This is a genomic window from Pantoea sp. GbtcB22, assembly GCF_019091025.1.
Classification (GTDB): domain Bacteria; phylum Pseudomonadota; class Gammaproteobacteria; order Enterobacterales; family Enterobacteriaceae; genus Pantoea; species Pantoea leporis.
In genome coordinates this window covers 493911-512117 of record NZ_JAGXKB010000001.1, presented here as the reverse complement: position 1 = coordinate 512117, position 18207 = coordinate 493911, and the positions used below count along the sequence as shown (strand labels likewise).

Here is an 18207-nt window from a genome sequence, read left to right as displayed (position 1 = left end):
CGGTTCTACGACTCTAATCCACGATTTTTCAGCATAGGGCCGATCTCCGGCTCTTTGCCGCGCCACGCCAGCCACAGATGCTGCAAATCGGTGCTGTTACCGCGTGACAGAATATGTTCGCGGAACTGCTGACCGTTTTCGCGTGTTAATCCACCGCGTTCGACAAAGGCTTGATAGCCATCATCGGCGAGCATCTGCGTCCAGATATAGGCGTAATAACCGGCTGCATAGCCGCCGCCCCAGATGTGGCGGAAATAGCTGGAGCGATAGCGAGGCGGAACCGTCGCCAGCGCAATGTTTTCGGCGGCCAGCGCCTGCAGCTCGAAGTGGCTGACGTCCTGCGGATTGTCGTGCGTGGTCAGTGAATGCCACTGCAGATCCAGCAGCGCGGCGGCCAGCAGCTCGGTCATGTCGTAACCTTTGTTGAACTTTGCGGCGCGCACCATCTTGTCGCGCAGCTCAGCAGGCATCGCCTCTCCGGTTTTGTAATGGCGCGCATAGTTGGCAAACACCGCTTCGTTGCTGGCCCAATGCTCATTAATCTGCGACGGGAACTCGACAAAGTCGCGCGGCGTGGCGGTGCCCGACAAGCTCGGATAGCGTTGCGTGGCGAACAAGCCGTGCAGCGCATGACCAAACTCGTGGAACAGCGTGATCACTTCATCCCAGCTGAGCAGCGCCGGCTGGCCTGCCTGCGGCTTGGTGTAGTTGCACACGTTGTAGATCACCGGTTTGGTGCCGAGCAGCGTGGTTTGGTCGACGAAATTACTCATCCACGCGCCGCCGCTTTTGTTATCACGCTTAAAGAAATCGGTGTAGAACAGCGCCAGCGGCGTGTCGTCGGCATCGAAAATCTCGTAGACGTTAACGTCCGGATGATAAACCGGCAGATCGTGGCGCTGGCTAAAGCGAATGCCAAACAGCTGGCTGGCCGACCAGAACACACCTTTTTCCAGCACGTTATTCAGCTCAAAGTACGGGCGGATTTGGCTCTCATCCAGCGCGTATTGGGCTTTACGCACCTGCTCGGCATAAAAACTCCAGTCCCAGGCGCGTAGCGGAAAACGGTGATGCGCGGCTTCAATGGCCTGCTGAATGTCGGCGGCTTCGCGTTCCGCGCGGGCCCGCGCGGCAGGGACAATATTGCGCATAAAGGCAAAAGCCGCCTCCGGCGTTTTCGCCATCTGATCCTGCATGCTCCATTCGGCATAGGTTTTGAAACCGATCAAACTCGCCTGCTGCGCGCGCAGTTGCGCCATGCGTAACACGATGTCGCGCGTGTCGTTATCATCGCCCTGCTCGCTGCGTGTTAGCGCCTGCTGGAACAGCGCTTCACGCGTGGCGCGCACTTCCAGCGCCTGCAGCGCCGGTTGCTGCGTGGTGTTTTGCAGTGCAATCAGCCATTCGCCGTGCAAGCCACGTGCTTCGGCCGCCGCTTTGGCATGCGCCAACTCTTCCTCGCTTAATCCGGCCAGCGCCGCAACATTGCTCACCACATAAGCACCGGCTTTGGTGGCCGCCAGCAACTTATTGCCGAAGCGGGTGCTGAGGCTCGCCAGCTCCTGATTGCAGGCGCGCAGCTGGGTTTTATCCGCTTCGCTCAGGCTGGCACCGGCCAGCTGGAAATGCTGCCAGGTGACTTCCGCCAGCCGCATCGCTTCGGCATCCGGGCACTGCGAGCCGCGATGCTGGTAAACGGTATCGAGGCGAGCAAACAGCTGGCTGTTCAGGTAGATTTCATCATTGAGCGCGGTGAGTTGCGGGGTAATCAGTTCATCGATTTCCTGCAGGCGATCGCTGGTGTTGGCGGAAGTCATGGCACCAAACACCAGATTCACGCGCTTCAGCAACTGGCCGCTACGCTCCAGCGCCTCAAAGGTGTTGGCGAAGGTTGGCGCGTCAGGATTGCTGGCGATCGCCGCCACTTCGCGCCGTTTCTCTTCAATCCCCGCTTCCAGCGCCGGCAGAAAATCCTCTTCCTGAATCTGGTCAAATGGCGGGGTTTGATACGGCAAGGTGCTGGCGGTGAAAAACGGATTAGCTCGTGAATTCATTATCGCTCCTGATAATCAGCAACGCCGCACGGTGGCGGCGGGATGGTTTTATCCTGGCAGTTTCCTCGTCACTCAACAACTTATCGCCTGCTGCTGATAAACGCTGATGATTTCTCCCGCCACCGCGACGGCAATTTCCGCCGGTAACTTGCCCTTCACATCCGCCAAACCAATCGGGCAGCGTAAACGTGCGAGGGAATCTGCCGCAATGCCTTTGCCCTCTAAGCGATAGCGAAAGCGCTGGGCTTTAGTGGCAGAACCAATCACACCGGCATAGCGAAAATCGCCGCGGCGCAAGATCGCTTCGCTAAGCGCCAGATCAAGTGGATGATCGTGCGTCATCACCACAAAATAGCTGTCGGGTGCGGCTTCCTGCACGCAGTCAATCGGATCCTCAACCTGACGCACCGTCACGCCAGGTGGCACGGCGCGAAACTGCGCGGCGCGGCTATCAATCCACGTGATGCGGCACGGCAAAGTGGCAAGCAGATTCACCAGCGCCTGGCCAACGTGACCTGCACCGTACACCTGGATTTCCGGCTGCTGCTGCATCAGCGGTTCAAACAGCAAAGTGGCGTGACCACCGCAGCATTGGCCGAGACGCGCGGCCAGCGCAAACTCTTCACTGCGCGGTTGAGTGCAGCGCTGCTGCAGCAACTCGCGCGCCTGCGCAATGCATTGATATTCGAGATGGCCGCCGCCAATGGTGAGAAAAGTGTCAGTGGCGCTGACCACCATTTTGCTACCGCGATCGCGCGGCACGGAGCCCCGCTCGCTGAGCACGGTAATCAGTACACAGCTTTCGCGTTTTTCCCGCAGGCTGTGCAATACGCTGATCCAGTCATGATAAATCATGTTCCGCTCCTGATAAGCGCTGAATCCCCCAGAATACCCGCTCCGGCGTGGCGGGTGCGTCCAGCTGCGGATGGCGACGATAGTTATCAACGCTGGCAACCGCATCCTGCAAGGCGCACCAAACGGCGATGCCCAACATGAACGGCGGTTCGCCGACGGCTTTGGAGTGGAACACCGTGTCCTGCGGGTTTTTGCGGTTCTCAACCAGCGTGACGCGCAAATCACTGGGCACATCGCTGATCGCCGGGATTTTGTAGCTGGCGGGGCCATCGGTGAGCAATTTGCCCTTGTCGTTCCACACCAGTTCTTCGCAGGTGAGCCAGCCCATGCCCTGCACAAAACCGCCCTCAACCTGGCCGATATCAATGGCCGGATTCAGCGACGCGCCCACGTCATGCAAAATGTCGGCGCGCAGCAAACGGTATTCGCCGGTCAGCGTATCCACCAGCACTTCGCAGCAGGCCGCGCCGTAGGAGAAGTAATAGAACGGTTTGCCGCGTCCGGCGGCGCGGTCGTAATGGATGCCCGGCACTTTGTAGAAACCGGTCGCCGACAGCGGCACCTGATTAAGCCACGCTTGCTGTGCAACCTGGGCGAAGGTGAAGTGCTTCTCGCCGACGCGCACGATGCCGTTGCTGAAATGCACCGCGTCTGCCGCGCATTGATGTTGCTGACACAGCATCTCGGTAAGGCGATCGCGCAGGATTTGTGCGGCATTTTGCGCCGCTTTGCCGTTGAGATCGGCCCCGCTGGACGCTGCGGTTGGCGAGGTGTTGGGCACTTTGCCGGTATCGGTGGCGGTCACCTGAATCTGGCTGATATCAATCTGCAGCACTTCCGCCACAATCTGCGCCACTTTGGTGTTTAAGCCCTGGCCCATTTCGGTGCCGCCGTGATTGAGCTGCACCGTGCCATCGGTGTAAATCAAAATCAGCGCGCCGGCCTGATTGAGGAAGCTGGAGGTAAATGAGATGCCGAATTTCACTGGCGTCAGCGCCAGTCCGCGTTTCATAAAACGGTTGCTGGCGTTAAATGCGCTGATGTCACGACGCCGCGCGGCGTATTCGCTGCTGGTTTCTAATTGCTCCGTCATCTCATCCAGCAGATTGTCTTCCACCTGCTGGTGGTAATGGGTGATGTTGCGATCGGTTTTGCCGTAATAGTTACGTTTGCGCAGTTCGAGCGGATCTATTCCCACTTCGCGCGCGACGTGATCCATGATCTGCTCAATCGCCAGCATGCCTTGTGGCCCGCCAAAGCCACGGTACGCGGTGTTCGAGGCGGTATGTGTGCGGCAGCGATAGCCGGTAATCAGTGCATCGCCGAGGTAATACGCGTTATCGGCGTGGAACATCGCACGATCGACAATCGATCCGCTGAGATCGAGTGAATAACCGCAGTTGCCGGCCAGATCGATCTTCACGCCGCAGAAGCGACCATTGTCATCGACGCCGACATCGTAGCGGACAAAAAACGGATGGCGTTTGCCGGTGATCTGCATATCGTCGCGGCGCGCCAGGCGCATTTTTACCGGTTTACGCAGCTGACGCGCGGCGATGGCACACAAACACGCCACGCCTGCCGCCTGCGTCTCTTTGCCGCCAAAGCCACCGCCCATGCGCCGCATATCAATGGTTACTTTGTTCATGGTGATGCCCATCACTTCCGCCACCAGCTTCTGCACTTCTGTGGGGTTTTGCGTCGAGGAGAACACCTGCAAGCTGTCATCTTCGCCGGGGATCACCAGCGCCGTCTGGGTTTCCAGATAGAAATGTTCCTGACCGCCGATGTGAAATTCGCCCTGAATACGGCGTGACGCCCGCGCCAGCGCAGCGTCAGCATCACCGCGTTGGTGAATGTGCGGCAGCTGCACAAAGAAACGCTGTTCCAGCGCTTCACGCACGTCGAGCACCGCCGGTAGCGCTTCGTACTCAACGATCGCCGCTGCGGCGCCGGCACGCGCCGCTTCCGGTGAATCAGCGGCGACGGCAATGACGATTTGACCGAAATATTCGATTGTGTCCTGCGCCAGCAGCGGATCGCCCGGTTCGAGCGGACCGACATCATTGAGGCCCGGCACATCACGCCACGTTAGCACGCTGACTACACCCGGCACCGCGTAACATGGCTGCACATCCAGTTTGGTGATGCGCGCATGCGCATGCTCGCTCAGACGCGGACAGAGATGCAGCAATCCCGGCAGATCCGGCTTGTCGTCGATATACAGCGCTTCACCGGAGACATGCTTGTCGGCACTTTCATGTTTATTGCTGCGCCCGACGCCCGTTTGCATGTCAGTGGCAAACTGGGCTTTCAGCAGCGTTTCGTTCAGTTCCGGACGGTTATGAGACATAGCGCGATACCTCAGTAATGGTCAGCTCGCCAGACGCTTGTGCGTAGTAGCGGCGCAACAGATTGCGCGCCACCTGCAGGCGATAATCGGCGCTGGCGCGGAAGTCGCTTAGCGGCTGGAAATCCACACTCAGCGCGGCGCAGGCTTTTTCGATGGCGCTGAGATGCATCGGTTGGCCCAGCAGTTGTGCTTCAGCCGCCAGCGCGCGTTTCGGCGTGGCGGCCATCCCCCCAAAGGCGAGCCGCGCTTCCACAATTACCCCTTCGGCGATGTGCAGATTGATAGCGGCGAAAACGGCGGAAATATCATCATCCAGCCGTTTAGCCACTTTCCACACCGCAAAGTTGGGTGACACCGTCACTTTGGCAATAGCGATGCTGGAAATGAATTCTCCCGGCAGCAAGACCGTTTGACGATAAGCTGTAAAGAATTGATCGAGCGGGACTTCTCGCTGCTTGTTGCCCTGCTGCAAGACCAGACGCGCATTTAAAGCCAGCAGCATCGGCGCGCAATCACCAATCGGCGATGCGTTACCAATATTGCCGCCGAGCGTGCCCTGATTACGAATTTGCAATGAGGCAAAACGCTCCAGCATGCTGCTAAACGCTGGAATGTGCTGTGCTAAAAACTGATAGCAATGCTGCAATGAGGCGGCGGCACCGAGGTAAAGATGCGTTTCATCTTCGTGGCAGACCTTCAACTCATCGACCTGCTCCAGCGCGATCAGCAGCGGCAAGCGCTGATATTGCTGAGTGATTTGCAGCGTCAGATCGGTACCGCCAGCCACCAGACGGGCTTCAGGATATTGCTGATAGAGCTCGGCGAGTTGCGCTACTGTTTTCGGCAGATAGCAGCGGCTGCCCGCGGCTTCGATGATCTGTACTTCATCGTTGCTGAGCGCCTGTAAACGCTGTACTAGCGCGGGTGCATTGGCACGGAAGGCATCCGCATCTGGTTGTTCACACGCCTGCTGCGCCGCATCCATGATCGGACGATAGCCGGTGCAACGACATAAATTACCCGCCAGCGCCTGTTCCGCCTGATGTCGATCCCAGCCAGCGCTGTTTTTCTGCAGAGTAAACAGCGACATCACGAAACCCGGCGTGCAGTAGCCGCATTGCGAGCCGTGGCAATCCACCATCGCTTGCTGCACGCTGTGCAGTTCGCGGCCCTGTTTGAGATCTTCCACGGTAATCAATTGCTTGCCCTGCAGGCTGCTGACCAGCGTCAAACAGCTGTTCACCGCCTGATACTGCATCTGCCCATCGACGACTTTACCGAGCGTGACGGTGCAGGCACCGCAATCGCCAGACGCGCAGCCCTCTTTGGTACCGCGACGCTGCTGCTGGCCGCGCAGGTAGTTAAGCACGGTGAGATTGGGATCAAGCTCGCATTCGGTGATTAAACGATCGTTGAGTAAGAACTGGATCATGCGATTTGCTCCTCACTTTCGCGCTGCCAAACCGTCTTGCCGCTCACCCAGGTTTGCGCGATGTTGCGGTCGTCGCCAAGCGTCATCATTACAAACAGCCGCTCCCAGATGTCTTTGCTGTTGGCATTGCGCAGCTTCTGCAGCGGCGACACCGCCGCATCGAGTACCACGAAATCGGCCTCTTTGCCGGGATTGAAGTTGCCGATAACGTCATCCAGATCGAGCGCGTGCGCGCCGCCTAAGGTGGCGTGATAAAACGCTTCGCAGGCGCTGAGTTTGTATTGCTGTAGCTGGCCGACTTTGTAGGCTTCGCCCAGCGTTTGCAGCAGATTAAAGGTGGTGCCTGCGCCAACATCGGTGCCAATGCCCATGCGTACGCCCTGCTGCCAGCAGCGTTTGATGTTGAATAATCCGCTGCCGAGGAACAGGTTTGAGGTCGGGCAGAAGGCAATTGATGAATCGGTGTCATGCAGGCATTGCCACTCTTGATCTTCCAGATGCAAGCAGTGCGCGAACACGCTGCGTTTGCCGGTAAGTTGGTGATGATGATAAACATCAAGATAGCCTGCGCGCTCCGGGAATAATGCTTTTACCCAGGCGATCTCATGCTGGTTTTCACTTAGGTGCGTGTGCATCCAGACATCAGGAAACTCCTCGCGCAGCTGGCGCACTTTATCCAGCAATTCCGGCGACGAGGTCGGCGCGAAACGTGGCGTGAGCGCATAGCTCAGGCGACCGCGCTGATGCCAGCGCTCAATCAGTTCACGCGTGTGCTGATAACTCTCTTCCGGCGTTTCGGTCAGGTATTCCGGCGCGTTGCGATCCATCATCACTTTGCCAGCGATCAGTCGCATATCCAGCTGCTGCGCGGCGCTGAACAGCGAGTCGACCGACTGCTTATGCACGGTGCCGAACACCAGCGCGGTGGTGGTGCCATTCGACAGCAGCTGGTGCAGGAAGAACGCCGACATTTTTGCCGCGTGATCGGGACAGTGATATTGGCTCTCCACCGGGAAGGTATATTGGTTGAGCCACTCCAGCAGCTGTTCGCCAAAGGCGCCGATCATCTCGGTTTGCGGATAATGAATATGGGTATCGATAAAGCCGGGCACGATCAGTTTACCGCGCAGATCGGTGACGCGCGTGGGATCAACGCGCCCTTCCACGATTTGCCAGCTTTCAAGGCTGACCACTTTGCCGTCACGCAGCGTTAATAAGCCATCTTCGAGATAGCGCGCGTTGGCAGCGATGTCGTCTGGCTGCGCGGCCAGAGCGGTGAAATCAAAGAAGCTGGCGCGCAGCAGCGTTTCGGGTGCGTAAGGCATAATGGTTCCTTGGTGCTTTTTTATGAGTGCAGGTGATTGCCTTAAAGATAGTTTGCAAAGCGCATGCCAATGCAAATAACAAAAAATACTGTTTACTTTCAATATAATAGGTTATTCCGATGCGTTTTTGTGTCAAGCTTGACGAGCAAACGTATGCGCAACCGGTTGCTCGCTATCGCAAACGGTTGCGATTTAACATTGCAGCGAGTTTTACTGCGCATGGCGTGATTATCGCCTGTTGGGATGCGTCTTTGTGGTGCGCCATTGCACTCGTAATGTGCAGGAAAAATCCTGCAACACGCTGCTTTGGGTTTTCATGAGCATGGGTTCGAGGTTAATGCTAAGGTGTGGCTGATAACCTGAAATCGTATAAGGAACAGTGAGATGATTATTTTTGTTACTGGCGCAACTGCTGGTTTTGGTCAAAGTATCACCCGCCGCTTCATTGCTACAGGTCACAAAGTGATCGCCAGCGGACGTCGCGCTGAGCGTTTAAAAGAGCTGAAAGATGAGTTGGGCGACAATCTGTATACCGTTCAGCTGGACGTGCGTAATCGCGCCGCCATCGATGAAGCGATCGCCTCCCTGCCCGCTGAATGGCGCAATATTGATGTGCTGGTTAACAATGCTGGCCTGGCGTTGGGTGTGGAACCGGCGCACAAAGCCAATATCGAAGACTGGGAAAATATGATCGACACCAACAACAAAGGTTTGGTGTACATGACGCGTGCGGTGCTGCCGGCAATGGTTGAACGCAATGTTGGTCATATCGTGAATATCGGTTCGATTGCCGGCAGCTGGCCTTACTTGGGTGGCAACGTGTATGGCGCGACCAAAGCGTTCGTGCGCCAGTTCAGCCTGAATCTGCGTACCGACCTGCACGGCACCGCGCTGCGCGTGACCGATATCGAGCCAGGTTTGGTGGGCGGCACCGAGTTCTCAAACGTGCGCTTCAAGGGCGATGACGATAAAGCGGGCCAGGTTTATGAAGGCACCACCGCGCTGACGGCGGAAGATGTCACCGAAGCGGTCTATTGGGTGACGACGCTGCCGAAGCACGTCAACATCAATACGCTGGAGATTATGCCGGTGACGCAAACCACCGCGGGACTGAAGGTGCATAAAGGTTAATCGCGGTTACACGCTGTTTGATCGAAATACCCGGGGCGACCATCCTGTGAGGCGCTCCGGCGGCTTTTGCCGCGACGACCGCATCGGGATGTTTCCCCTGATCTCGCACGCCGGTGTGGCCGATGATTACGCGCGGCCCCAACCGGTTACGATAATCAACATGCCGCTCAAGGCGACCAGCGCGCCGACCCAATCCCACGTACTCAGTTTTACGCCATCCACCACGCGCAGCCAGATTAGCGCCGTCAGCACATATACGCCGCCATAGGCCGCATAAACGCGCCCGCTCGCGGCGGGATGCAACGTCAACAACCAGACAAACAGCGCCAGACTTGCCGCGGCTGGCACCAGCAGCCACGCCGTCATGCCCTTCTTCAACCACAGCCACGGCAGGAAACAGCCAACAATTTCCGCTATCGCAGTGATAAAAAACAGCAAGGCGGTTTTGACCAGCATAGAAAATCTCTCGCTAAGCTAAACAAAGCGCTCACCGCTGGTGAGCAAAGAAGCAGCGATGATATACTAGCGGCCATGGTTGTTACAGCCGCGATCCCGGCTGTGCTGGTGTTAACTGAAGGAAATGACGATGAAAAAACTGTTTTCCGCCCTGCTGGCTACCGTGGTGACGTCGAGCCTGTTAATGGCTGCGCCCATCGCTGCGGCCAAAACCGATCGCCTGATTATTGAAGATGGCAGCAGCGCCTCCAGTAATGAAGCCGCGCGCCAGAGCAAAGAGCAGTGGAACGATACCAAAAACCTGCGTAATAAGGTCAATACGCGCGTTGAGAAAGAGTTCGATAAAGCGGACAAAGCCTTTGATACCCGCGATTCCTGCGAAAAGAGCTACAACGTTAACGCCTATTGGGAACCGAATACGCTGCGCTGCCTCGACCGCCGCACCGGACGTCCAATTGCACCTTAATCGTTTATCACTGCTATAGTTTTGACAGGATTTCTGACCAAAGGAGTGAATGATGAAAAAACGTAATGCAGTTCTGCTGATGGCGATGTTGTCGCTGCCGGTATTGGCGCAAGCTTCTTGTGAAAGCGTCAAAGCGGACATCAGCAAAAAAATCATTAACAACGGCGTCGCCGAATCGGATTTCACGCTGGATATCGTGGCCAATGATCAAGCCGATCAGGTCGGCGGCCAGGTTGTGGGTCATTGTGAGAACGACACACAGAAAATCGTCTACAAGAAAAATGGCCGTGATGGTGACAGCACTGTGCCAGACAGCGCGGGCAGCTCTCAGGACACGCCAGCGCAGTAAACTTTCGGGCGGCTCTCTGGCCGCCCTGCTTTTACTCCACTTCCGGCCTTTGCCGCGGCATTATCCACGCCACCCACAACGTTAGCAGCGCAATCAGCAACGACACTACAAACACCCAATGTAAAGAACTGGCGATTTGTCCGGTCCAGTCATGCAATGTCGCCTCCGACAGCGCCTGACGGCTTTCAGGCGACATGATTTTCTGCATCGGATCGTCGGCCTGCGGCAGACGCAGCGACAAATTGAGGTTCAGCACCGCGCCCAATAACGCGGTACCAATCGCCGACCCGATCATGCGGCTGAACATGATTGAGGCGGTGCAAATGCCGCGAATATCGTAATGCGCATGGTTCTGTACCGATACCAGAAACGTGGTGCTGGTCATGCCCATGCCGGTGCCAATCACAAAGGCGGTGAATCCGGCCTGCACGATTGAGCTGTCGCTGTGCAGTAGCAGCAGCAACGCGCTGCCCGCAATCAGCAGCAGCGCGCCCAACTGCGCGGTGAAGCGATAGGAGGTGATAAGCATCAACCTACCGCTCAATGTACTGGCCAGCGGCCAGCCAATCGACATCATCGCCAGTGCGCTGCCGGCCTGCAGCGGCGTGCCGCCGGTGATGCCCTGAATCCAGGTTGGTAGAAAGGCGCTGATGCCCATCATACTGGCACCGATGATCAGGTTGCCGATGTTGCCAGCGACGATAAGCCGGCTGCGCCAGATTTCCAGCGGGAACAGCGGCGCATCAGCACGCTGTTCATGCTGTTTTAAACGCCAGGCAGCAATGACCGCCAGCAGCAGGAACGGCACCAGCCAGAAACCGAGCACTTCTGCCTGTAACAGCGCGACCAGCAACGCCGTTACGCAGATCATCAGCCAGCAGCTGCCGGTGAGATTGAGCGTGGTGGCCTGATTTTGTTCACGCGATGGAAGAAAACGCGCCAGCAGCAGTATGGCGATGGCGCCAATCGGCACGTTGACCCAGAAAATCACCGACCAGCTAAAGTGCTGCACCAGCCACGCGCCGCTCAGCGGACCAATGATTGCCGCCACGCCCCAGACGCTGGAGAGCCAGCCCTGGACGTTGGCGCGTTCGCGCGGCGAATAGACGTCCGCCACAATGGTGGACGTTAGCGGCATAATCGCCCCGGCACCTAACCCCTGAAAAGCGCGAAACAGGATCAGCCACGCCATGCTGTGGGCAAATCCGCACAGAATCGATCCCAGTAAAAAGAGCGAAACACCGATAAACAACAGCCGTTTGCGGCCCCACATATCTGCCAGTCGGCCATACAGCGGCACGCTAACGGCTTGCGTCAGTAGATAGATGGAAAATACCCAGCCAAACTGCGAAAAGCCGCCAAGATCGGCAATAATGGTCGGCATGGCGGTGGCTACGATGGTGACTTCAATCGCCGCCATAAACATAGCGAGCATGCAGCCGATAAGAATCCAGTGGCGATGTTCCGTGTTCAATTCTGCAGTTTCAGTCATACGTCTCCTTAATTTCTAACAAGGCTAGCTCAAAATTCGCCAGACCAGTTTCCTCTGCGTGCGACCTATCTGTGACGACGTCACTTATTTCGATGAATATTTTTTATTGTCGGATGATGCCTTATTCCACGCGGGTTAGATGGCGTTTTTTATTATTTCTATCTGTCTGATTTTGCCGCAAAAACTAGCGCTTATCGACAAGCATTGCTATAGGTCTAAGCGGTGCTTTCCAGATATTCACTGAAAAAGCATCTGATAACAGTCATTTTAACTGCAATTTAACGGGGTGAAGGATTTTCGTATGTGTGCGTTTTAACACTGCGCCGTCATCCTGGGAATGACATTACCTATCGAACGATTTCTTGAATCAGGGAGACACTGGCTATGCAAAATGCATCGCTCGCCCGCCGCGCTGGGCTGGCTCTGCTCGCGATTGTTGCGGTGATTGCCCTGCTGGTTTGGGGGCTGGGGCTGAATACGCTGCGCGACCGGCGGGAAGATTTGGTTTATCTCGGGCAGCAGCATCTGTTTTTAGTGTTTTGGTCAATGTTCTTTGCGTTACTGGTGGGCATTCCCAGCGGCATCCTGCTTAGCCGTCCGTTCGCTCGTCGCTGGGCAGAGTACGTGATGCAAATTTTCAACGTGGGTAACACGCTGCCACCGCTGGCGGTATTGGCGCTCGCGATGGTGATTGTCGGTATCGGCGATCGTCCCGCGCTGATTGCCCTGTTCCTCGCCTCGCTGCTGCCGATTGTGCGTAATACTTTTGCCGGTTTAAGCGCGGTACCGCCGTCGCTGATTGAAGCCGCCAACGGTATAGGTATGACGAAGTTTCAGCGTTTGCGTCAGGTGGAAATTCCCAATGCGCTGCCGGTGATTCTGGCAGGCGTGCGCATCGCCACGGCGATTAACGTCGGTACCGCGCCATTGGCGTTCCTGATCGGCGCCAGCAGTTTTGGTGAGCTGATCTTCCCCGGCATCTACCTCAACGACTTCCCTACGCTGATCCTCGGCGCTGTGGCCACCGCGCTGGTTGCGCTGGTGCTCGACATGCTGCTCGCGGCATTGGGACGTTATCTCAGCCCGCACTCTGCGGCTTAACACAAGGAGTTTTGTGATGGCCACTGCCAATAAGCTGGCGCGCTGGGTTAAACGTACTGCGCTGGCACTCACCGCGACGCTGGCAATCAGCCAAAGCGCCGCGGCTGCAACACCGATTACCATGGCAACCAAGAGCTTTACGGAGCAGCACATCCTCTCCGCGATGACGGTGATCTGGTTGCAGAAGAAAGGTTTTCAGGTGATCCCCAAGACCAATATCGCCACCACTATTGGTCGTAACGCAATGATCAATAAACAGATTGATATGACATGGGAATATACCGGTACTTCGCTGATCATCTTTAACCACATCAATAAGCCGATGTCGACCGAAGAAGCGTATAAAACGGTAAAACAGCTGGATGCGAAGTTAGGGCTGGTGTGGCTCAATCCTGCACCGATGAACAATACCTATGCGTTTGCCATGCAACGCGATCGTGCGGAGAAAGAAGGCATCAACACCATGTCGCAACTGGTGGCGAAGCTGGAAGAGGTACGCAAGAACGATCCGGATCATAACTGGAAACTGGGTTTGGACCTGGAATTCTCGGGCCGCTCCGATGGTCTTAAGCCATTGCAGAAAGCCTACAACATGCCGCTCGATCGTCCGCAGATTCGCCAGATGGATCCCGGCTTAGTTTACAACGCGATTCGCGATGGCTTTGTTGACGCCGGTTTAATCTACACCACCGATGGCCGCGTGAAAGGGTTCGAACTCAAAGTGTTAGAAGATGATAAGCACTTCTTCCCAAGTTACAACGTCACGCCTGTGGTGCGGCAGGATGTGCTGGAGAGCCATCCGGGTTTGGATACGGCGCTCAATCAACTCTCCGCGTTGATTAATGACGAAGCGATCACCGAGATGAATAAGCGTGTCGATATTGATCATCAGTCGCCGCAACAGGTGGCGCGTGATTTCCTTCAATCTAAGAACATGCTGTAAGGAGGCGCTGTGGATACCTTGCATTACATCATGAATAACTGGCACACCTTGATGACGCTCACCTGGCAACACACGTGGCTGGTACTGGTGGCGGTCGGTTTCGCCATTATCGTTGGCGTACCGCTGGGCATTTTGATTGTGCGCTTTAAGTGGCTGGCCACGCCGGTGCTCGGCATCGCCACCATTGTGTTAACCATTCCCACCATCGCGTTGTTTGGTTTGATGATTCCATTGTTTTCTATGATCGGTCAGGGCATTGGCGCCCTTCCCGCTATTACCGCCGTGTTTCTCTACTCGCTGCTGCCGATTGTGCGTAACACCCACACCGCGCTGGAGAATTTGTCTCCCGGACTGCGTGAAGCCGGTCGCGGGATTGGCATGACCTTCTGGCAGCGTCTGCGCTGGGTAGAAATTCCGATGGCGCTGCCGGTGATTTTTGGCGGTATTCGTACAGCGGTGGTGATGAATGTCGGCGTGATGGCGATTGCCGCCGTGATTGGTGCGGGCGGTTTGGGCCTGCAACTGCTCGACGGGATCAGCGGCAGCGATGTGCGCATGTTGATTGCCGGTGCCTTGATGATTTGTTTGCTCGCGATTGTGCTTGATTGGCTGCTGCACCGTTTGCAGTCGGCGCTGACTCCTAAGGGGATTCGATAATGATAAAACTGGAAAACCTGACGAAAACCTTTACGCAAAAGAACGGCACATCACTCAATGCCGTGGACAACGTCAGCCTTGAAGTGCCTGCCGGGGAAATGTGCGTGCTGCTCGGCCCATCGGGTTGTGGCAAAACCACCACCCTTAAGATGATTAACCGTTTGATTCCCTCCTCAAGCGGCAGGATTTTGATCAACGGTGAAGACACCAGCGGACAAGATACCGTCACCCTGCGCCGCAATATTGGCTATGTCATCCAGCAGATTGGTCTGTTCCCGAATATGACCATCGAGGAGAACATTACCGTGGTGCCGCGCATGTTGGGTTGGGATAAGAAGCGCTGCCGCGAACGCGCCACGGAATTGATGAGCATGGTGGCGCTCGATCCGACCAAGTTCCTGCATCGCTATCCGCGCGAAATGTCCGGCGGTCAACAGCAGCGTATTGGCGTGATTCGCGCGCTGGCCGCGGATCCACCGGTATTGCTGATGGATGAACCTTTCGGCGCGGTCGACCCAATCAACCGTGAAGTGATTCAGAACGAATTCCTTGAGATGCAGCGCCAGTTAAAGAAGACCGTGATGCTGGTTAGCCATGATATTGATGAAGCGCTGAAGCTCGGCGACCGCATTGCGGTGTTTGGTCAGGGGAAAATTGTGCAGTGCGCCAGCCCGGATGAGCTGTTAGCCAAACCGGCGAACGACTTTGTTGGCTCCTTTGTCGGTCAGGACCGTACGCTGAAACGTTTGTTGCTGGTGCAGGCCGGCGATGTCACCGATCAGCAGCCCACCATCACCGTGCAGCGTATTACGCCACTGCAGGAGGCCTTCGCCACCATGGACGATAACGATATGCGTTCGGTGACGGTAGTTGATGAAGATGGCAAGCCACTGGGATTTGTGAAGCGGCGTGAAGCGCGCGGCGCCACTGGCCGCTGCGAAGAGATGCTGCATACCTTTAAAGTGACCGGCAAAGCGGAAGAAAACCTACGCGTGGTGCTGTCGAAGCTGTATGAGCACAACACGGTGTGGATGCCGATCGTCGATGAGGAAGGTCGTTATAGCGGCGAGATATCGCAGGATTACATTGCCGATTATCTCAGTTCTGGACGTACGCGCCGTCGGTTGAATCCGTAAACCGCACAATGCCTGAAACGCAGGAAGAGGCGGCAGAGGAGTAAAGTGTCCCGCGCCATGGATGGCGCGGGCCAAGCCCCAGGGATGGTTTATGGCGTCTTTACGATCTGCCGCCTCTTCTTGCGTATGCACCCTGCACGTTAGTGCGACTCTTCAGCCGTTTTTGCCGCCACTGCTTCGCTGCGCTCTGAAGGCAGCACGACATTCAAAATAATCGCCAGCATCCCGCCGGTAGTCACTGCGTGACCAAACAGGTTGCTAATCAGCGTCGGGAACTGTTTCAGCACCTCAGGTACCGCTTCGACACCCAAACCGATACCAAACGACACGGCAACAATCAGCATCTCGCGACGGCCAAGCGGCGTTTGCGTCATCACGCGGATGCCGGCAGCCACCACGCTACCAAACATCACAATGGTCGCGCCGCCCAGCACCGGCGGTGGAATCTGCTGCAGCATATAGCCAATCGCCGGGAACATACCGAGCAGCACCAGCATCACGCCGATCACCATGCCAACATAACGGCTGGCAACGCCGGTCATTTGGATGACGCCATTATTTTGCGCAAAAGTGGTGTTGGGAAAGGCAGAGAACACGGCGGCGAGCAAGCAGCTGATGCCATCGGCGAAAATACCGCCCTGCATGCGGCGCTCAAACGCTTCGCCTTCAATCGGCTGCTGCGACAACATGCAGTTCGCCGTGAGGTCGCCCACCGCTTCAATCACGGCTATCACCGATACCAGCGCGATGGGAATAAAGATGGTCCAGTCAAAGGCAAAACCAAAACGGAATAGCGCCGGCATTACCAGCCACGGCGTATCACCCATTGGCTTGAGGGTGAGATGGCCGGTTAACGCTGCGGCGATACAGCCCGCAGCAATGCCGGCCACCACCGCAACCAGCCGCGTCCAGCGATTTTGCGAACGGTTAAGTACGATAATCACCAGCAGCGTCAAGGCACCGAGCGCCAGATTGCCGGGCGCGCCAAAATCGCTGGCGTTATGGCCGCCAGCCCAATCGGTGATGCTGACTTTGATCAGGCTGATACCAATTAAGGTAATAACGGTGCCGGTAACCACCGGCGTCAACACTTTGCGTAATGGCGCGATGCAGCGGCTGATCAACATCGGAATCATCGCCGCTACTAAGTTGCAGCCAAAGATCATCGCCATGATCTCTTCTGGCGATCCGCCGCGCGCTTTGACCATCAATCCGCCCGACAGAATCACCCCGAGAAAGGCAAAGCTGGTGCCCTGCAGGCAGATCATGCCTGCGCCAATGCCCATAAAGCGGCGCGCCTGCAGGAAAGTACCGAGACCGGAAACGAGCAGCGACATGCTGATCAGATAAGGGATCCATGCCTGTAATCCCAACACGGAACCAATAATCAGCGGCGGCGTAATGATGCCCACTACGCTGGCCAGCACATGTTGCAGTGCGGCACAAAATGCAGGCAATGGACCGATGCGGTCATTCAGCCCATACAACAAACCTTTCTCATCTGATTGCGACATACAGGTGCTCCGGCAAGATATTCATCAGAGCTGCTGATGCATGAATCACGCCAGAACAAGGGGTTTATTAAAAAAATGGAAGTAAGATGTTGAATATTATGGCAATAAATTCATTAAAGAGGAGGGCTGAATCTGAAATCTTAGATTCAGCCATTGATCATTTGCGGCTTTTTGTTTCATCAGGCCGCAGGCTTTGCACTGTTGTCGTGCGTAATATTGTCATCGAGCAGTGAAATATCCAGATAACCACTCAGTTCCCGTTGTTCTGCGCGCGGCAGATAAGGCAACTCGCCTAATAAAGGTGCACCTAACTTGTTGCTCAAAACATCAATAATTTCAGCGTAATGCGCCAGACCGGGATTAATACGGTTGGCTACCCAACCCACGAGTCGCAATCCATCCTGCGCAATCGCCTCGGCGGTCAGTAAAGCGTGGCTGATGCAACCTTCTTTAATGCCGACTACCAACACAACGGGTAAATGTTCCTGCCGCACCCAGTGGGACAAAGGCTGTAAGTCGTTCATTAAACTGCGCCAGCCGCCGGTGCCTTCTACCACCACGCGCGCGGCGCGCTGCTGCAAATCGTTTAGACTGCGGCTGAGCAACGGATAATCTATGCGCTGCGACGCGCTGGTGCTGATTTCATCCTCTTGTAAGGCGATAGGATTGACGGCGGAATAATCGAGAGCGAGACCTGAAGCCTGCTGTAATAACAGGGCATCTTTATTACGTAAGCCTTCAGATGTGAGTTGCGCGCTTTTGGCGACAGGTTTGAAGCCTGCGGCGCACAGATTCGTCTTGGCAAAGCACTGCAATAATGCGCGTGATACCACGGTTTTACCCACCGCGGTGTCGGTACCGGTGACAAAAAGCGTTTTCACCATTCTCCTCCTTCATTAAAGCGATGTGTAACGTGCGAAGGAGGCAGTTTAAGGAAATGTTT

Annotated in this window: 16 protein-coding genes; 7 read left to right on the top strand and 9 right to left on the bottom strand. The window is 56.1% G+C overall.

Translation table 11 applies throughout. The features are described 5' to 3' along the window. Positions 1 to 5 precede the first annotated feature (5 nt). The 5 genes from dcp to guaD form a co-directional block, all read right to left on the bottom strand. Positions 6 to 2054, bottom strand: a complete 2049-nt coding sequence (dcp, locus tag KVT28_RS02390) for a peptidyl-dipeptidase Dcp (RefSeq protein ID WP_217546594.1) — start codon at positions 2052 to 2054, stop codon at positions 6 to 8. Between the two features lie 72 nt (positions 2055 to 2126). Next, on the bottom strand, positions 2127 to 2909 hold the full coding sequence (xdhC, locus tag KVT28_RS02385; RefSeq protein ID WP_217546592.1) for a xanthine dehydrogenase accessory protein XdhC: 783 nt from the start codon (positions 2907 to 2909) through the stop codon (positions 2127 to 2129). Further along, the gene (gene xdhB / locus KVT28_RS02380; protein ID WP_217546590.1) at positions 2896 to 5262 is read right to left on the bottom strand and encodes a xanthine dehydrogenase molybdopterin binding subunit; all 2367 of its coding nucleotides are present in this window, start codon (positions 5260 to 5262) and stop codon (positions 2896 to 2898) included. Before xdhB ends, xdhC begins: the two co-directional genes overlap by 14 nt. Further along, positions 5252 to 6694: a xanthine dehydrogenase small subunit gene (gene xdhA, locus KVT28_RS02375; RefSeq protein ID WP_217546588.1), complete on the bottom strand. Its 1443-nt coding sequence runs from the start codon at positions 6692 to 6694 to the stop codon at positions 5252 to 5254. The genes xdhB and xdhA overlap by 11 nt, the downstream gene beginning before the upstream one ends. After that, positions 6691 to 8019, bottom strand: a complete 1329-nt coding sequence (gene guaD / locus KVT28_RS02370; RefSeq protein WP_217546586.1) for a guanine deaminase — start codon at positions 8017 to 8019, stop codon at positions 6691 to 6693. Before guaD ends, xdhA begins: the two co-directional genes overlap by 4 nt. Before the next feature lie 384 nt (positions 8020 to 8403). On the opposite strand from guaD, the gene ydfG reads away from it, so the two are divergent. Then, positions 8404 to 9150 (top strand): bifunctional NADP-dependent 3-hydroxy acid dehydrogenase/3-hydroxypropionate dehydrogenase YdfG, encoded by a 747-nt coding sequence (ydfG, locus tag KVT28_RS02365; protein WP_101764358.1) that lies wholly within the window; start codon positions 8404 to 8406, stop codon positions 9148 to 9150. Between the two features lie 126 nt (positions 9151 to 9276). On the opposite strand, the gene KVT28_RS02360 is transcribed toward ydfG, so the two are convergent. Further along, positions 9277 to 9606, bottom strand: a complete 330-nt coding sequence (locus KVT28_RS02360; protein ID WP_192233901.1) for a YnfA family protein — start codon at positions 9604 to 9606, stop codon at positions 9277 to 9279. A 130-nt stretch (positions 9607 to 9736) separates the two neighbouring features. Between KVT28_RS02360 and KVT28_RS02355 the strand changes: the two genes are divergently transcribed. Then, a complete protein-coding gene (locus KVT28_RS02355; protein ID WP_101764357.1) occupies positions 9737 to 10072 on the top strand; it encodes a DUF1283 family protein in 336 nt (111 codons plus the stop codon). A 52-nt stretch (positions 10073 to 10124) separates the two neighbouring features. Then, the gene (locus KVT28_RS02350) at positions 10125 to 10421 is read left to right on the top strand and encodes a DUF1161 domain-containing protein (protein ID WP_110866185.1); all 297 of its coding nucleotides are present in this window, start codon (positions 10125 to 10127) and stop codon (positions 10419 to 10421) included. Positions 10422 to 10452: 31 nt separating this feature from the next. Here KVT28_RS02350 and KVT28_RS02345 read toward each other — a convergent pair whose 3' ends face one another. Beyond that, positions 10453 to 11913: an MDR family MFS transporter gene (locus KVT28_RS02345; RefSeq protein ID WP_217546583.1), complete on the bottom strand. Its 1461-nt coding sequence runs from the start codon at positions 11911 to 11913 to the stop codon at positions 10453 to 10455. A 384-nt stretch (positions 11914 to 12297) separates the two neighbouring features. On the opposite strand from KVT28_RS02345, the gene KVT28_RS02340 reads away from it, so the two are divergent. Genes KVT28_RS02340 through osmV form a run of 4 tightly spaced genes read left to right on the top strand, consistent with a single transcriptional unit; the run spans position 12298 to position 15750 of the window. Next, positions 12298 to 13014: an ABC transporter permease gene (locus KVT28_RS02340; RefSeq protein WP_101764354.1), complete on the top strand. Its 717-nt coding sequence runs from the start codon at positions 12298 to 12300 to the stop codon at positions 13012 to 13014. Positions 13015 to 13030: 16 nt separating this feature from the next. Further along, the gene (locus tag KVT28_RS02335; protein WP_217546581.1) at positions 13031 to 13957 is read left to right on the top strand and encodes a glycine betaine ABC transporter substrate-binding protein; all 927 of its coding nucleotides are present in this window, start codon (positions 13031 to 13033) and stop codon (positions 13955 to 13957) included. A 9-nt stretch (positions 13958 to 13966) separates the two neighbouring features. After that, a complete protein-coding gene (gene osmW, locus KVT28_RS02330) occupies positions 13967 to 14614 on the top strand; it encodes an osmoprotectant ABC transporter permease OsmW (protein WP_064738719.1) in 648 nt (215 codons plus the stop codon). Continuing rightward, positions 14614 to 15750 carry an osmoprotectant ABC transporter ATP-binding protein OsmV gene (gene osmV / locus KVT28_RS02325; protein ID WP_217546578.1) on the top strand — a complete coding sequence of 379 codons (1137 nt, stop codon included), beginning with the start codon at positions 14614 to 14616 and terminating at the stop codon, positions 15748 to 15750. Before osmW ends, osmV begins: the two co-directional genes overlap by 1 nt. A 140-nt stretch (positions 15751 to 15890) precedes the next feature. Here osmV and KVT28_RS02320 read toward each other — a convergent pair whose 3' ends face one another. Together KVT28_RS02320 and bioD are read right to left on the bottom strand one after the other, a co-directional pair. Then, positions 15891 to 17264 (bottom strand): nucleobase:cation symporter-2 family protein, encoded by a 1374-nt coding sequence (locus KVT28_RS02320; RefSeq protein WP_217546575.1) that lies wholly within the window; start codon positions 17262 to 17264, stop codon positions 15891 to 15893. 179 nt (positions 17265 to 17443) lie between these two features. Beyond that, positions 17444 to 18148, bottom strand: coding sequence for a dethiobiotin synthase (gene bioD / locus KVT28_RS02315; protein WP_192411805.1), 705 nt, complete (start codon positions 18146 to 18148; stop codon positions 17444 to 17446). Between the last annotated feature and the right edge of the window lie 59 nt (positions 18149 to 18207).

Excerpts from the sequence above, each read along its gene's own strand:
- dcp (WP_217546594.1), bottom strand. The coding sequence starts at position 2,054 with ATGAATTCACGAGCTAATCCGTTTTTCACCGCCAGCACCTTGCCGTAT.
- xdhC (WP_217546592.1), bottom strand. The coding sequence starts at position 2,909 with ATGATTTATCATGACTGGATCAGCGTATTGCACAGCCTGCGGGAAAAA.
- xdhB (WP_217546590.1), bottom strand. The coding sequence starts at position 5,262 with ATGTCTCATAACCGTCCGGAACTGAACGAAACGCTGCTGAAAGCCCAG.
- xdhA (WP_217546588.1), bottom strand. The coding sequence starts at position 6,694 with ATGATCCAGTTCTTACTCAACGATCGTTTAATCACCGAATGCGAGCTT.
- guaD (WP_217546586.1), bottom strand. The coding sequence starts at position 8,019 with ATGCCTTACGCACCCGAAACGCTGCTGCGCGCCAGCTTCTTTGATTTC.
- ydfG (WP_101764358.1), top strand. The coding sequence starts at position 8,404 with ATGATTATTTTTGTTACTGGCGCAACTGCTGGTTTTGGTCAAAGTATC.
- KVT28_RS02360 (WP_192233901.1), bottom strand. The coding sequence starts at position 9,606 with ATGCTGGTCAAAACCGCCTTGCTGTTTTTTATCACTGCGATAGCGGAA.
- KVT28_RS02355 (WP_101764357.1), top strand. The coding sequence starts at position 9,737 with ATGAAAAAACTGTTTTCCGCCCTGCTGGCTACCGTGGTGACGTCGAGC.
- KVT28_RS02350 (WP_110866185.1), top strand. The coding sequence starts at position 10,125 with ATGAAAAAACGTAATGCAGTTCTGCTGATGGCGATGTTGTCGCTGCCG.
- KVT28_RS02345 (WP_217546583.1), bottom strand. The coding sequence starts at position 11,913 with ATGACTGAAACTGCAGAATTGAACACGGAACATCGCCACTGGATTCTT.
- KVT28_RS02340 (WP_101764354.1), top strand. The coding sequence starts at position 12,298 with ATGCAAAATGCATCGCTCGCCCGCCGCGCTGGGCTGGCTCTGCTCGCG.
- KVT28_RS02335 (WP_217546581.1), top strand. The coding sequence starts at position 13,031 with ATGGCCACTGCCAATAAGCTGGCGCGCTGGGTTAAACGTACTGCGCTG.
- osmV (WP_217546578.1), top strand. The coding sequence starts at position 14,614 with ATGATAAAACTGGAAAACCTGACGAAAACCTTTACGCAAAAGAACGGC.
- KVT28_RS02320 (WP_217546575.1), bottom strand. The coding sequence starts at position 17,264 with ATGTCGCAATCAGATGAGAAAGGTTTGTTGTATGGGCTGAATGACCGC.
- bioD (WP_192411805.1), bottom strand. The coding sequence starts at position 18,148 with ATGGTGAAAACGCTTTTTGTCACCGGTACCGACACCGCGGTGGGTAAA.